This is a genomic window from Acinetobacter tianfuensis, from assembly GCF_003611465.1.
Lineage (GTDB): Bacteria > Pseudomonadota > Gammaproteobacteria > Pseudomonadales > Moraxellaceae > Acinetobacter > Acinetobacter tianfuensis.
This window is the reverse complement of the sequence record NZ_RAXV01000031.1, coordinates 17,120-32,244: the sequence shown is the minus strand read 5'-3', so window position 1 is coordinate 32,244 and position 15,125 is coordinate 17,120. Positions and strand designations below refer to the sequence as shown.

The following is a 15,125-nucleotide window of genomic DNA, read 5'->3' as shown; positions in this document are numbered from 1 at the left end:
CTATGCAAAAACGCAATAGCCTGAAATGGCGTTTGGTCAGCAGTCTTCTAGCCCTCATGATTTGTCTGTGGAGCATGGTCTTTGCTTGGCTCTACATTGATCTGCAAAAACGTTTACAAGACACTTTAGATCAGCGCCTTCAGGCATCTGCACAAATGGTTGCCCGGCTGATTCAGCAGCTGCCCATACAAAACTTGGATGATCAAGTTTTAGAAAAGCAGCATTCAGCCGATCAAGAGCAGCTAATTGCCTGTGAGGTGTCATTATTCAGCTCAGATATCCGTGTTGGGCATCAAATTATCGCAAAAACACGCGGTGCGCCGGCCGATTTAAGCCAGCAAACTGCAGGTTTTAGCACATGGCAGCAAGGAGAAACCGAATGGCGCAGCTATGTACTTCGCCGCGGGGACATTCAAGTGGTCGCTGCGGAACGCATGTTCTTGCGGGAATCATTGCTCAAGCAACTTTTACAATCGGTTCTGATTCCCTTAATTCTGTCGCTGCTGCTGTGTATCGCTTTAATTATTTTAATTATTCGCCGTGAATTTAAAACCTTAGATGATCTTGCTATTTTTTTAAGTCAGCCAAATTTATCTTTAACACATGCAAGCCAATATTTAGACACTTTAAATGCTGAAAACCTGCCCTCTGAAGTACAGCCTTTTGCCCAAAACTCAAAGCTTCTGGTGCATAAGCTCCATCAAAGTTTAGAAAATGAAAAAGTCTTTAGCGCTTATGCAGCCCATGAATTACGCAGTCCGCTGACCGCAATAAAAACCCGCGTACAGCTGGCTCAGCTTATAGCGCAGCAAGACGGCAGCGCAAGATTGCAAGACAGCCTTGATCAAGCCAATCAAAGCATTCGCCGCTATGCCGAATTATTAGAACAATTACTCATGCTGTCCAATACAGATCAGGCTCTTGAATATCAGTCTTCAAAGATCGACATTGAGCCTGTCATCAACAAAGTCGTTGCCGATTTAGAACATATTTACCCAGAGGCTAAACAACGTATTCACATAGAGCAGCAAAGTTTGACACAAATACCGTTACCTGAATTTGCGCTGTATACCGTGCTAAAAAATATTTTTGAAAATGCACTGCTGCATGCACCTGCCGCACAGATTAAAATCTATATGCAGGGACATCAGCTGATTATTGCAGATGACGGCAAGACCTTAAGCACGGAAGATATTCAATTTCTGGGACAGCGTTTTTGGCGCAAATCGGCGCAACAAAAGGGGCACGGTTTAGGACTGTCTTTGGTTAAGATCATGCTGAGCAAATACAGCTGTGCTTTAAGTTTCAAAGCCAATGCCCCTTCAGGCTTACAAGTCATTATTGCGCCCTTCTCGGATCTATAAAACTTGCAGCTAAACAGCGCTATCCATGCTGCGGTTTAGCGGCATAAGCAGATTGAAAATGCTGATGCGTTAAACGCTCTGGCGTATTTGCTGTCAGCGGCTGAACTTCTGTCATGCTAGTTAGACAGCGGGCGGTTAATTCTACATATTGCTGTGTGCCAAGCGACTTCCATGCTTTTTCATTTTCACTCAATTCACGCAGAACACGTGCAGGACTGCCTAAAGCCAGTACATTTGCAGGAATATTCGCCTTAGCCTTCACCGTACTATTGGCGCCAATCATACTATTTTCACCAATATCTGCCTCATCCAAAATGACGCTATTCATGCCAATTAATGCATTTCTGCGGATACGGCATCCATGTAAAATTGCACCATGGCCGATATGGCCATATTCCTCTATCACAGTCACATGATTTGGAAAACCATGAATAATGCAAGAGTCCTGCACATTGGCATTTTGATGGACATGTATGCCGCCAAAATCCGCTCTTAAAGCCGCAAATGGCCCAATATATGCGCCCGCCTCTACAACAACATCACCAATTAGTACCGCTGAGGGATGTACATAAGCGAATGGACTGACGACAGGAATAACCCCATCAATGGCGTAACATGGCATTGTTTCTTCCTTAAAACATGTCCTTCGATTAATTTAAAACCAATTTTTTGGTTGCCAATTCATTAAGCTTCTTTTCATAAGCCGATTTTAATCAATATGTAATGCACAAAAATATGCTCTTTCCTTTTCAAGGATGAGTGTTATTACGTGCAAGAAAGAGAGGACTTATATGAAAAATTTCCCCCATCCCAGCCTTCTCCCAAAGAGAGAAGGAACTTTCAGTATTAATCCTACTGCGAATTAATGATCATTTTTTGAATTATAAAAAATATCTATTAACCTAATTCTTCCTGCTTTAAACCGCCAAAACGCTTATAAAAATGCGGATGGGCAGGCGGCATTGAACCCTCTGACGTGCGGGCAATATCCATAAAGAACTCTTCGCCTGCATGCACTAATTTTTGGTAAAGATTGCTGCTTAAATTACGTGCATTTAATGACAGCCAATTCGACGGCAGCAGCTCAAAGGGTAGATTCGGATCTTTAAGCAAAATACGGCGGTATTGATGAATCAGTAAAATACGAATTTGAAAAGCCTGTATTGGATCTAATTCATCTTCATTTTCAACTAAATATAAAAACTCTCTAAAATCGCTAATGAATTTTTCATAACGCTGATGCAGCTCCTGTATTGGCCAATTGGTTTCAACCATGCGCTTTACAGTCGGATAAGACTCCTGCCATAGCTGCAGCGCTTCAGCTTTAAAAACCACAACCTGTTCTGTCATTTTTAAGTTTAAAAGCAAATTCTGCAGTTTCTGATGATCACAGCCCGGATAGCCCATGACATTGGTTGCGATATTGGCGAAACCCAGCCATTCCAGTTCTTTTTTCAGCAGCATTTTATTTTCAAGCTCAACGGAACTGAGTAAAACCAAATCCCATTTTTGGTCCCATTCACGATGGCTAAAACTATAAATTTTTTGATCCGCCATAATAAAGCGCTGACGGCTGCTTTCAGTCACACGGTAGTAGCTGGTTCTGCCAATTTTTTCTGAAATCAGCCAGCCATTTTGCACTAGCCGAAAAACTGCTGTACGGACTGAACGCTCATTAAATCCAAAGATATCAATCAGCTGAATCAAGCTGGCCAAACTGATAATGCCGCCGCGATGAAAAATACAATCACCAAAAACGGTCATAATTAATGATGTGCCACTCAGTGCTTCCGTATGAATAAAATCATCAATTACTTGTTTTAATTTCGGATTCATTTCGTTTAACTATTACCTTGTTTAATTTGGGGAATAACTCATTCGGCCTATTCCCCCATTTAAGCTTATGCGGATTTACGAATATCAAATACTCGCTGCGCTTTACCTTCTGAGCGGGGCAGGCTGCCCTCAGGTAAAATTTCGACACAGACTGAAATACCGACCATGGTTTTAATCTGACTTTTCAGCTGCTTTTCCAACTGATGAACCAAAGTTTGACTAATATCTTTACGCATTTCAGCACGAATATGCAATGTATCCAGGTGCCCTTCTTTACATATTTGAATCTGATAATTCGGTACAAGCTGCGGAATATGTAAAATTTGCTCTTCAATTTGTGATGGAAACACATTCACACCGCGAATGATCATCATATCATCACTGCGCCCAACAATTTTATCCATACGGCGCATTGGACGCGCAGTTCCTGGCAATAAGCGCGTCAAATCACGGGTGCGGTAACGAATAACCGGCATGCCTTCTTTGGTAATTGTGGTAAACACCAACTCACCTAACTCACCATCCGGCAGCACTTCACCTGTTTCAGGATGAATAATTTCAGGATAAAAATGATCTTCCCAAATAGTTGGGCCATCTTTGCTTTCAAGACATTCCATCGCGACACCTGGCCCCATCACCTCTGACAGGCCATAAATATCCAGCGCATCAATGCCTAAGCGCTCCTCAATTTCTTTGCGCATTTCATTGGTCCACGGTTCTGCGCCAAAAACACCTGTTTTAATAGAACAGTTTTTGGCTGTACCAAATTTTTGCTCTAAAGCCTCAATAATGTTCAAGCAATATGAAGGTGTTACCATAATAGCGGTCGGTTTAAAATCATGGATCAGCTGAGCTTGACGTTCAGTTTGCCCGCCAGACATTGGAATTACGGTTGCACCCAAACGCTCTACACCATAATGTGCGCCCAAACCGCCCGTAAATAAGCCATAGCCATAAGAAACCTGAATTGTATCTTTATTGCTTAAACCTGCAGCGCGCAATGAGCGGGCTACAACATCTGACCATACATTAATGTCATTTTGCGTATAACCCACGACTGTCGGCTGACCGGTCGTGCCTGAAGAAGCATGCACACGTACAATTTGCTCTTGCGGTACGGCAAACATTCCAAAAGGATAGTTATCACGCAAATCTTTTTTAGTCGTGAAGGGAAACTTTGCTAAGTCGTCCAAAGATTTAAAATCATCAGGATGCACACCTGCTTCATCAAATTTCTTTTTATACACAGCACTGTTCTGATAAGCATGCTGCAGTGTTTTTTTCATGCGTTCCAATTGCACACTGCGAAGTTCATCTAATGATGCTGTTTCAATTTTTTCCATTACATTGTTATTCATATTCTTTCTCCATGTGCAGTCATCCTGACTGCGTTTTTATCTATATGCTTAAAATAAATCCTTAGTCTGCATTCTCTAAAATCAATGCCACACCTTGCCCTACACCAACACACATGGTGCAAAGCGCATATTTCCCTTTACGGCGCTTTAGTTCTTTCATTGCCGTAATGACTAGACGAGTTCCGCTCATGCCTAAAGGATGTCCCAGAGCAATTGCGCCGCCATTTGGATTGACACGCTCATCATCATCGGACAGTCCTAATTCGCGCATCACAGCCAATGACTGCGCTGCAAAAGCTTCATTCAGCTCAATCACATCCATTTGACCTAAACTCAGCCCTATTTGCTGCAATACTTTTTGCACTGCTGGAACAGGACCTATACCCATATATTTTGCTTCTACACCTGAACTGGCCATTGCGACCACTTTAGCTAAAGGCTTTAAACGGTGTTCTGCAGCAAAGTGCTGATTGCCCATCAAAATACAGGCAGCGCCATCATTGACACCTGATGCATTGCCTGCTGTAACTGAACCGCCTTCCTTACGAAAAGGCGCTTTTAACAACGATAATGCTTCTAGGCTGGTTTCAGCTCGAGGGTGTTCATCACAATCAATGGTAATGCTCTTTTTTTTACGGTCTTGGAGCACAATAGGCAGTATTTCTTCTGCAAAAATACCGTTTTGCTGTGCTTCAGCTGTTTTTTGCTGGCTTCGGTAAGCAAATAAGTCTTGATCTTCTCTGCTGATTCCATACTTTTCAGCCACATTTTCAGCAGTTTCCGGCATGCTATCGACCCCAAAATTTGCTTTAAACTTAGGGTTAATAAAACGCCAGCCTATCGTGGTATCAAAGATTTCAGGCGCCCGGCTAAATGCAGCTGTTGGTTTTGACTGCACAAAAGGTGCGCGGCTCATCGACTCTACACCGCCTGCTAAAATAAACTGCGCCTCACCAGATTTAATTGCACGGGCAGCTAGACCCACAGCATCTAAGCCAGATGCACATAAACGGTTTACAGTGAGTGCAGGCACGCGATCTGGCAATCCCGCCAGCAATGCAGCCATTCGGGCCACATTGCGGTTATCTTCACCTGCTTGATTGGCGCATCCTAAAATGACTTCATCTAAAGTTGACCAAGGCAATTCAGGATGCTTGTTTTTTAAATATTCAATTGGCAATGCCGCCAAGTCATCAGCCCGAACGCTGCTTAAACCGCCTGCGTATCGTCCAATAGGCGTACGGATTGCATCAAAAATATAAACTGTTTCCATGTTGTTTTCCTTTTAGCCAGCAGCACATAAATTCGAAATAAGCTGACTTTTCTGCATCTGTCCTAACGCAGCTTTCTTCTTCAAATATATACTAGGTCTATAGCGTTCCTCACCATAAATACGATACATATTTTCAAGATTTTGTAGAATTATGCTGTATCCAATTTTATCCGCCCACTCAAATGGACCCTGCGGATAATTCACGCCATATTTCATTGCTGAATCAATATCTTGTTCAGATGTAATATTATGCAGCACAGCTTCACACGCTTCATTGACCAGCATTGAGATGGTTCGAAGAACATAAAGACCTGCATGATCTTCTGTCCAAATAGGTATCATATTTAAAGCAACAAAAAACTGTTCAACACAGCGTAAGTCTTGTTCCGCACATGCAGGTGAAGCCGTTATAGCAACCGCCTTCGCATTCTTCCAATTGGCATGCCAATCCATCAATACGACTTTCTCATGAGCATGCTCAATGACAGCAGACTGACCAGCTGTTAAGCGTAATGAAACATCTCCTATCAAAATTTCATCATGACCGCCCTCAAAACTCAGCTCGACTTGCCCCGATTGTTTTAATTGTTCAATCAGCGCGGCAGAATGCAGCCATGTACCGCGTACAAGCAGTTTTAATTTATGCAATGATTTAGCGTAGCAAACTGGCAACTCATATTTAGGCTGCACCTCTGTCTGGCTATAATCATAAAAGCCTTGCAGAGACTTGCGGCCAAGACATCCTGCATCCACCAGTTCTTTTTGAATCAATGACGGACGATAGCGCGGTTCATCAAAAAATGCGCGGTAAACACTTTGCGTCACTGAAAAGTTTACATCCTGCCCAATCAGATCGGTTAACTCACACGGTCCCATCGCAAATCCACCGCATTCGCGCATGATAAAATCAAGCTGTTCTGGCGTGGTGACATTTTCCTGCAGTGCACGAAAAGCTTCAGCATAGTATGGACGCGCAACACGGTTCACAATAAAACCAGGGGTTGATTTTGCAGTCACTGGAACTTTCTTCCACCCTGCCATGAGAACCATAAGCGCATCTGCAACCGCAGCGCTGGTTTTCAGTCCTCGGATAATTTCGACCAGCTTCATCACTGGTGCAGGATTAAAAAAATGCAATCCAACAACACGCTCAGGATGCGGCACTTCTGAAGCAATAGCAGTAATTGAAATTGAAGAGGTATTGGAAGCTAAAATCGTCTGAGCGCTGCAAATCTCTGCCAGCTGCCGAAATAACTGCTGCTTGACGTCTTGTTTTTCAACAATCGCTTCAATCACCAAATCCGCTTCTGACAATTGCTGTATATCTTCAATCACAATTAAATTTTGCAATATCATCTCAAATAGAGACTGCGGCATTTTGCCTGCATGAACCCGTTTAGTCAGTTGAGCCGAAAGTGCTGTTAATGACTGACGTGTTCTAGAAGCATCGACATCAAACACATAGGTTATATGTCCATGCATAGCCGCTAATTGAGCAATCCCCATTCCCATGGTTCCTGCACCAATAACAGCAATTTTTGCTTGCTGCAAATTGATCTGCTGCATGTTTTAGCATCCTTTATATTCTGGAGTGCGCTTTTGCATAAAGGCCTGCACACCTTCACGATAATCACTTGAACGCCCTGCCAGCCGCTGTAAATCACGCTCCAAAATCAATTGATCATCCAGATTATTGCCAGCAGCGGCATGAATTGCTTTTTTAATTAGAGATAAACCATAGGTCGGCTGTTTGGCTAAATGCTCGGCCATTTTTTCAGCTTCAATTTTAAGTGCATTATCTGCAGCGACCTGCCAAATCATGCCGAGCTGTGCAGCCCGTTCTGCAGAAATTTTATCGCCCAGCATTGCCAGCCCCATCGCTTGCGCACGTCCAACTAAGCGCGGTAAAAACCATGTGCCGCCAGAATCTGGCACCAAACCCAAACGGCAAAATGCTTGAATAAATGATGCAGATTGGGCAGCAATCACAATGTCGCATGCCAAAGCAATATTAGCCCCTGCTCCTGCCGCCACACCATTGACTGCGCAAATCACAGGTTTAGGCATTTCCGTAATTACTTTAATTAACGGGTTATAATATTTTTCAATAGATAGACCTAAATCAGGAGCATCTGCATTGGGGTCTACAACACGGTCATTTAAATCTTGGCCTGCACAAAAACCGCGGCCTTCTGCAGAAATCACCACTGCACGAATGGCTTTGTCTTTAGCCCATGCTTTAAGTACAGCGGACACTTCTTTGTGCATAACTTCATTAAAACTGTTGAGCTGTTTAGGACGGTTAAATGTTAAATAACCCACTGCATTTTTTTCTTCGACAATAACCGTTTGGTAATCCATTACACACCTCTAAATTCTGGTTTTCTTTTTTCTAAAAAGGCATTGATGCCTTCTTGACGATCTTGAGTTGCAGCCAGCCATACAAAATGCTGACGTTCCAGCTTCAACCCCTGACTTAATGTCACTTCATGAATTGATTTCAGTGACTGTTTAATCACACGAATTGCAAGCGGCGCTTGTTTTGAAATTTTTTCAGCCAGCTCAACTGCATATTGCACTGTTAAAGCGGCAGGACAGATTTGACTGCTGAGCCCATATTGAACAGCTGCCGGCGCATCCAGCATTTCACCGGTCATCGCCCAACGCATTGTTAACTGCTGTCCAGCCAAACGGGCTAAACGCTGTGTTCCTCCTGCCCCCGGCAGCATGCCTAAACCAATTTCAGGTAAAGCAAACTGCGCATTGTCTCCTGTAAGGACAATATCGCCATGCAAGGCAAGTTCAAAACCAGCGCCAAGCGCATAACCATTTACAGCCATAATCAAAGGCTTAGAAAATTCATCTATGCTTTTCCACAACTGCGGCCGCCGATCTTGCTGAATACGGATGACATCTAACTGCGCCAGTTCATTTAAGTCCGCACCAGCTGCAAAACATTGTTCATTACCCGTAATCACAACTGCTTTAATTGCAGGGTCTGCATCCAGCTGCTGCAGACATGCTGCTAAAGCTTGCAAAGTCGCATTATTTAAAGCATTTCGTTTTTCAGGTCGATTCAGCTCAATCAGCACTACACCGTTTTTTGGAGAGGTGCTTTTTATATATTCCATGTCTGACTTCCTCTTTATGTCATTGACTGAGTTTTTAAAAGGACAGCGCTATATTTAAAAATTACTCATCAAAACTTAAGCGGACATTGTCAGTAGTCGGACGCGCTTGACAGCTCAACACATAGCCTTTTTCAATTTCTTCTGGTTCCAGGCTATAGTTAATTGCCATTTCAACCTGCCCTTCGAGCACCTTGCATTTACAGGTTGCGCAAACACCCCCTTTACATGCATAAGGCAAATCCGCACCCGCCCGCAAAGCTGCATCTAAAATACTGTCATCTTGTTTTGAAACTTCAACAATCAGCTCACGGCCATCTAAAACAATACTGACTTTCTCTTCGCTGCGGCGCTCAATTTGCTGCGCAGTCGCTTTAGGCGCTGTTCCTGTATTAAAGCGCTCTGTATGAATTTTGCTCCGCTCAATTCCTAAAGCTGGCAATACTGTCTCTACAGCATTCATCATTTCTTCTGGGCCGCAGGCAAAACAATGATCTGTCTGAACATCTATTAAATGGCTTTGAAAAAGCTGCTGCAGTTTTTCTGCATCAATACGGCCATTAAAAATTTCACTGTCATTAAATTCACGAGAGAAAATATTAATCAGCTGTAAACGCTCTTTAAAACGGTCTTTTAAATCCATAATTTGCTCAGCAAACATGGTTTGTTTCCACGAACGGTTGCCATAGACCAACGTAAACCGTGACTCTGGCTGACGATTCAGCACTGACTTAACAATGGATAAAATTGGTGTAATGCCGCTGCCTGCAGCAAAACCTAAATAATTTTTCCCGCCTAATTTGGACGCTTTTTGAAAAAATATGCCTTGCGGCGGCATCACATCCAGCACATCACCAGCTTTCAAATGATCATTGGCCCATGTTGAAAATTGGCCTTGATCAATTTTTTTGATCGCAATACTCATATCCTCTTGGATATCACTGCAAATTGAATAGCAGCGGCGCAGCTCTTCACCCTCACTCAAATGACGAATGGTCAAATGCTGTCCCGGCTGGTACTGAAAAACATCAACGTGTTCTGGCGCCAAATCAAATGAAATACAGATTGCCTGGTCAGTTTGAGGCTGAATAGTTTTAATTGTTAACGGTACAAATTGGCTCATTTGAAAATCCTTCTTTCTTTTTTTGACGATGTCTGCTTGACCTTAGTACTCAAAAGGACTAAGGCATTAAATACATTTGAAATAGTCAAAAGGTTCTAAACAGTCTTGGCATTTGTATAAGGCTTTACATGCTGTAGAACTAAATTCGCTTAATAATTTGGTCTGTGCACTGCGGCAATGCGGGCATTCAATACCATCTGTCAGAGCGACATGCGTACCGCAGCTGTGTGATTCGCCTTTGGGCGGCGCAATGCCATATTGCTGCAGCTTTTGTTTTCCAGATTCACTCATCCAGTCCGTGGTCCATACTTCAGATAAATCCACCATGACTTGGACAGGCACTAAACCTTTATGCTGAAAGGCTTGTGTAATTTCCGCTGTCAATACATCCGTGGCGGGGCAGCCGCTATATGTCGGTGTGAGGCGTACAACAATTTCGTCTTGCGCATTCAGCTCTACACCGCGAATCATGCCCAAATCAAGTACAGACAAAACAGGAATTTCTGGATCAGAAATCCGCGCTAAAACGTCCCAGCACTCATCGGTTACTTGCCGAATTAAATTCATACAACTCACTCCCTGTGATGCAGCTGAATTACCACGTCATATTTGGATAAGCGCGCTGCATGTATTGCAGCTCAGCCAAAATAAAACCGAGATGTTCGGTATGCAGTCCTTGTTTCGCACCGCTGCGATAAGCGCCATCTTCAGGCAGGTTCAATTGCATTCGGCTTAATTCAGCTTCAACGGTATCCAGCCATTTAGCTTTTAAAATATCGAGCTGCGGAATCAAACCAGCTTCTACCAGCAGCTGTTCGTCTGCAGTAAGCACATAGAGTTCTTCAGTAAAGCGCCAAAGCTGGTTCAATCCTGCTTGAGTTTTTGCATGCGCTTCTGCTGTTCCTAAACTTAAACGCTCCATCCACGCAGTTGAAAAACGCAAATGGTATTTCACCTCTTTTAAACTTTTGATTGCAAATGCAGATAATGGTGCATAACTGCTATTACTGAGCGCTGCAAAAAGTAAGGCGTGATAATGATCCATCAGCCACTGACGCACGATCGTTTGAGCAAAGTCACCATTCGGCTGTTCACACAGCAATAAATTGCGATATTCACGCTCTGTACGGAAATACGCCAATTTATCTTCATTGCGCCCCAAACCCTCAATTTCACCAGCAAGACTTAATGCTGTACGCGCCTGTCCCAATAAATCCAAACCAATATTAGCCAAAGCAATATCCAGTTCGAGTTCTGGCGCATGTCCGCACCACTCAGCCAAACGATGCGACAAAATCAGCTGGCTATCCGCCACATGTAATAGGAATTGTGTAAATGCTGTATTGCTCATAATATTCCGCTCCTTGCCTTACATGTGCTCAATGCCATTTGGAATATGATAAAAAGTCGGATGGCGGTAAACCTTATCTAAAGACGGATCAAAAAACTCCGTTTTTTCATTAGGCTGAGAAGAGGTGATTAACTCAGACTTTACTACCCAAATACTGATTCCTTCATTGCGGCGGGTATAGACATCACGTGCATTTTGCAAAGCAATTTCATCATCCGGAGCGCGCAAACTGCCCACATGACGGTGGCTTAGACCTTGTTTACTGCGTATAAATACTTCATACAATGACCAGTTATTCTTGTGATTCATGACCATATTTCCCTTATGCTCTAATGTTTTATGCTACTTTTTGAGCAGCTTGCTGTGATTGTTTCTGCGCATAAACCGCCGCCGAATCACGCACCCATTTCCCGCCTTCCCAAGCTTTACGGCGCGCTTCAATTCGCTCATGATTACAAGGCCCTTTCCCTGCAATCACAGCAAAAAACTCTTCCCAATTCACTTCACCAAAATCATAGCGGCCCGTTTCTTCATTAAACTGTAAATGTTCATCTGGAACAGTCAGTCCAAGCTGATGAACTTGAGCAACAGTGTTATCGACAAATTTTTGACGTAAAGCATCATTACTGAATAATTTAATTTTCCATGCCATGCTTTGCGCGCTATTTGGTGAATGATCATCACTAGGACCAAACATCATCAATGCTGGCCACCAAAAACGATTGACGGCATCCTGCGCTAATTGCTTTTGCTCTGGCGTGCCATTCGCCAATGCCATCATGGCTTCAAAACCTTGACGCTGATGGAAGCTTTCTTCTTTGCAAATACGGACCATAGCGCGTGCATATGGACCATATGATGTACGGCACAATGCAACCTGATTGACAATTGCAGCGCCATCCACCAGCCAGCCAATAGCAGCGACATCTGCCCAGCTCAACGTTGGATAATTAAAAATAGATGAATATTTCATGCGCCCTGCAATCAGCTTATCCATCATGTCATCGCGGTCAGCGCCTAATGTTTCTGCGGCACTATATAAATACAGCGCATGCCCTGCTTCATCCTGCACTTTAGCCAAAAGCACTGCTTTACGCTTTAAAGATGGCGCACGTGTAATCCAATTGCCTTCTGGCAGCATGCCTACAACTTCAGAATGCGCATGCTGTCCAATCTGACGAATTAAAGTTTTACGGTAAGCGTCTGGCATCCAATCCTTCGGCTCGATTGAAATATCCGTTTCAATTTTTTGTTCAAATACTTGCTGCTGATCCATGATTCCCTCACTTATCCCAAGTGTTGATTCACTTAAACTAAAACGATACAAATAAAAAATCAATATTTATTTTTAAGTATCATTAAAATCAAAACATCAAATTAGAACAACTAATTGTTTATTATCATTTTATATTTTTATTACTTTTCTTAAGATTATTTTTAAAGCTAATTATGATTGACTTTTTACTTTTTTAGATACAAGTTATGAAACATCAAAATAAATAAACATTTTAATTCGTATCATAAAAGGAGTTTTACGATGCTCGAGCTAGAAAATAGCGACTCAGCTGCACAACATGCTGCAGATTCAACAACTTCTGCTGCTGCACTCAAAACCTTAAGCTCGCTGGTATATGGTGAGCACTTTGTTGCTCAGCAACATTTACGCACGGTCTATCATGCAATCTCAGGCGATGCAATTTATCAAGTCGGCAGCTATGGCATTGATACACAAGCCGTTGTTAAATATGCCAAGCAAAAAGGCGCATTGATCGCGGCATGGACATTCCACCAGCGCGCCAATGCCCTTAAACAAGCAGCGCAGTACCTGATGGCGCGTAAAGAAGAATTTTATGCCTTGGCGCAAGCAACAGGATGCACACGTAAAGATGCTTGGATTGATATTGAAGGCGGTATTGGCACTTTATATGCCTATTCAAGTTTAGTTCGCCGTGAGCTCTGTGATGAAATAGCTTGGGTTGAAGACACATGGATTCCGCTGTCTAAACAAGGCAACTTTGGCGCAAAGCATATTTTGACCCCTAAAGCGGGTGTTGCAGTACATATCAACGCATTTAACTTTCCAATTTGGGGCATGCTGGAAAAAATTGCACCGACACTTTTGGCTGGCGTGCCATGTATTGTGAAACCAGCAACTGAAGGTGCAGAACTCACGCACGCCGTTGTAAAGGCAATTCATGAAAGCGGCTTTCTGCCTGAAGGCTCATTACAGTTAATCTGCGGCCAAACTTATGATTTATTTGATCATTTAAATGCTCAAGATACGGTAACGTTTACAGGCTCAGCAGCAACAGGCCAGCAGCTTCGTGCCCATCCTCACCTTAATGCACACTCTATTCCTTTTAGCATGGAAGCCGACTCGGTCAACAGCGCAATTTTGACTGAGCAAGCAAATGATGAAACCATTGATCTCTTTGTTCGTGAAATTTTCCGTGAAATGACCACCAAAGCAGGACAAAAATGTACAGCAATCCGCCGCGCTTTTGTCCCTTCGGCACTTTTAGACAGCGTACAAGATCGTTTAATCGCTAAATTACAAAAAGTAGCGGTTGGCTCACCCGAACAAGACAATGTCACGATGGGCGCTCTGGCAAGTGTGAAACAAAAGCGCGATGTGGCAGCTAAAGTTGAGCTGTTAAGTCAAGACGCTGAAATTATTTATGGAAGCCACCTGCGTAAAGATGTTGAAATTCAAGCCTTAAATTTAGAAAAATCTGCGTTTTATCCGCCAACAGTTTTACGCTGCAACACCCCCTTAAATGCTGCAAATATTCATTCTGTAGAAGCCTTTGGTCCTGTCGTGACTCTAATGCCATATACAAATTTAGCTGAACTTGCAGATTTAGTGGCCCGCGGCGAAGGCAGCTTGGTTGCATCCATTGTTCGCAATTTAGATGAAAACATTGAAGGCTTACTGACTAAGATTACACCTTGGCATGGCCGTGTCCATATTTTAGACAGCGAAAGCGCCAAAGAAAGTACAGGTCACGGTTCACCGCTCCCTTATCTGGTACATGGCGGGCCTGGCCGTGCAGGCGGAGGCGAAGAGCTTGGCGGATTACGTGCTGTAAAGCATTATATGCAGCGCACCGCAGTTCAAGGCTCACCCAATGTGATGACTCAAGTCAGTCACAGCTGGACCGCAGGCGCCCAAGTATATGAAGACCGTGTGCATCCATTCAAAAAATCATTTGATGAACTTCGTATCGGTGAACGCCTGCTGACCGCAAGACGCACTGTTACAGAAGCAGATATTGTGAACTTTGGCTGTCTAAGCGGTGACCATTTTTATGCGCATATGGACAAAATTTCAGCCGCTGAATCTTTATTCGGTGAACGCGTTGCGCATGGTTATTTCATTGTTTCTGCTGCTGCCGGCTTATTCGTAGATGCCGCTGCTGGCCCCGTCATTGCAAATTATGGCATGGACAACCTCCGTTTTGTTGAGCCTGTAAAAATTGGCGACACCATTCAAGTTGAGCTGACCTGCAAACAAAAAACACCTAAATTACAGCGTGATCCTGAACAAAAGCCGCATGGTGTGGTGGTCTGGGATATTAAAGTGAAAAATCAGCGCAATGAGCTGGTTGCAACTTACGATATTTTGACGCTTGTTGAACGCGAACTATAATTTAAAGGCATGAAATAAAAAAAGGAATCAAATGATTCCTTTT

14 protein-coding genes are annotated in these 15,125 nt (G+C 43.2%); 2 read left to right on the top strand and 12 right to left on the bottom strand.

Translation table 11 applies throughout. The features are described from left to right. Positions 1–2 precede the first annotated feature (2 nt). Complete coding sequence (locus D7V32_RS13110) at positions 3–1,364, top strand: ATP-binding protein (protein WP_120403294.1); 1,362 nt, start codon at positions 3–5, stop codon at positions 1,362–1,364. Positions 1,365–1,383: 19 nt separating this feature from the next. Here D7V32_RS13110 and D7V32_RS13105 read toward each other — a convergent pair whose 3' ends face one another. The 12 genes from D7V32_RS13105 to paaA form a co-directional block, all read right to left on the bottom strand. Then, positions 1,384–1,986, bottom strand: a complete 603-nt coding sequence (locus D7V32_RS13105) for a DapH/DapD/GlmU-related protein (RefSeq protein WP_120403293.1) — start codon at positions 1,984–1,986, stop codon at positions 1,384–1,386. Positions 1,987–2,261: 275 nt separating this feature from the next. Beyond that, positions 2,262–3,200, bottom strand: coding sequence for a phenylacetic acid degradation operon negative regulatory protein PaaX (gene paaX, locus D7V32_RS13100; RefSeq protein WP_120403292.1), 939 nt, complete (start codon positions 3,198–3,200; stop codon positions 2,262–2,264). A 65-nt stretch (positions 3,201–3,265) separates the two neighbouring features. Further along, positions 3,266–4,558 carry a phenylacetate--CoA ligase PaaK gene (gene paaK / locus D7V32_RS13095; protein WP_120403291.1) on the bottom strand — a complete coding sequence of 431 codons (1,293 nt, stop codon included), beginning with the start codon at positions 4,556–4,558 and terminating at the stop codon, positions 3,266–3,268. A gap of 61 nt (positions 4,559–4,619) precedes the next feature. Beyond that, positions 4,620–5,831, bottom strand: a complete 1,212-nt coding sequence (gene pcaF, locus D7V32_RS13090; protein ID WP_120403290.1) for a 3-oxoadipyl-CoA thiolase — start codon at positions 5,829–5,831, stop codon at positions 4,620–4,622. 12 nt (positions 5,832–5,843) lie between these two features. Beyond that, positions 5,844–7,397, bottom strand: a complete 1,554-nt coding sequence (locus D7V32_RS13085; protein ID WP_120403289.1) for a 3-hydroxyacyl-CoA dehydrogenase — start codon at positions 7,395–7,397, stop codon at positions 5,844–5,846. Positions 7,398–7,400: 3 nt separating this feature from the next. Further along, on the bottom strand, positions 7,401–8,192 hold the full coding sequence (gene paaG, locus D7V32_RS13080; RefSeq protein ID WP_120403288.1) for a 2-(1,2-epoxy-1,2-dihydrophenyl)acetyl-CoA isomerase PaaG: 792 nt from the start codon (positions 8,190–8,192) through the stop codon (positions 7,401–7,403). Then, on the bottom strand, positions 8,192–8,962 hold the full coding sequence (locus D7V32_RS13075) for an enoyl-CoA hydratase-related protein (protein WP_120403287.1): 771 nt from the start codon (positions 8,960–8,962) through the stop codon (positions 8,192–8,194). The genes paaG and D7V32_RS13075 overlap by 1 nt, the downstream gene beginning before the upstream one ends. 61 nt (positions 8,963–9,023) lie before the next feature. After that, positions 9,024–10,082 carry a 1,2-phenylacetyl-CoA epoxidase subunit PaaE gene (paaE, locus tag D7V32_RS13070; RefSeq protein WP_120403286.1) on the bottom strand — a complete coding sequence of 353 codons (1,059 nt, stop codon included), beginning with the start codon at positions 10,080–10,082 and terminating at the stop codon, positions 9,024–9,026. A gap of 66 nt (positions 10,083–10,148) precedes the next feature. Further along, positions 10,149–10,649, bottom strand: coding sequence for a 1,2-phenylacetyl-CoA epoxidase subunit PaaD (paaD, locus tag D7V32_RS13065; protein WP_120403285.1), 501 nt, complete (start codon positions 10,647–10,649; stop codon positions 10,149–10,151). Positions 10,650–10,677: 28 nt separating this feature from the next. After that, complete coding sequence (gene paaC / locus D7V32_RS13060; protein ID WP_120403284.1) at positions 10,678–11,433, bottom strand: 1,2-phenylacetyl-CoA epoxidase subunit PaaC; 756 nt, start codon at positions 11,431–11,433, stop codon at positions 10,678–10,680. Positions 11,434–11,451: 18 nt separating this feature from the next. Next, positions 11,452–11,742 carry a 1,2-phenylacetyl-CoA epoxidase subunit PaaB gene (gene paaB / locus D7V32_RS13055; protein WP_120403314.1) on the bottom strand — a complete coding sequence of 97 codons (291 nt, stop codon included), beginning with the start codon at positions 11,740–11,742 and terminating at the stop codon, positions 11,452–11,454. A gap of 28 nt (positions 11,743–11,770) precedes the next feature. Then, entirely contained in the window at positions 11,771–12,709 is a 939-nt protein-coding gene (gene paaA / locus D7V32_RS13050) for a 1,2-phenylacetyl-CoA epoxidase subunit PaaA (RefSeq protein ID WP_407641551.1), read from the bottom strand. 261 nt (positions 12,710–12,970) lie between these two features. On the opposite strand from paaA, the gene paaZ reads away from it, so the two are divergent. Continuing rightward, positions 12,971–15,082: a phenylacetic acid degradation bifunctional protein PaaZ gene (gene paaZ / locus D7V32_RS13045; RefSeq protein WP_120403283.1), complete on the top strand. Its 2,112-nt coding sequence runs from the start codon at positions 12,971–12,973 to the stop codon at positions 15,080–15,082. Positions 15,083–15,125: the final 43 nt, after the last annotated feature.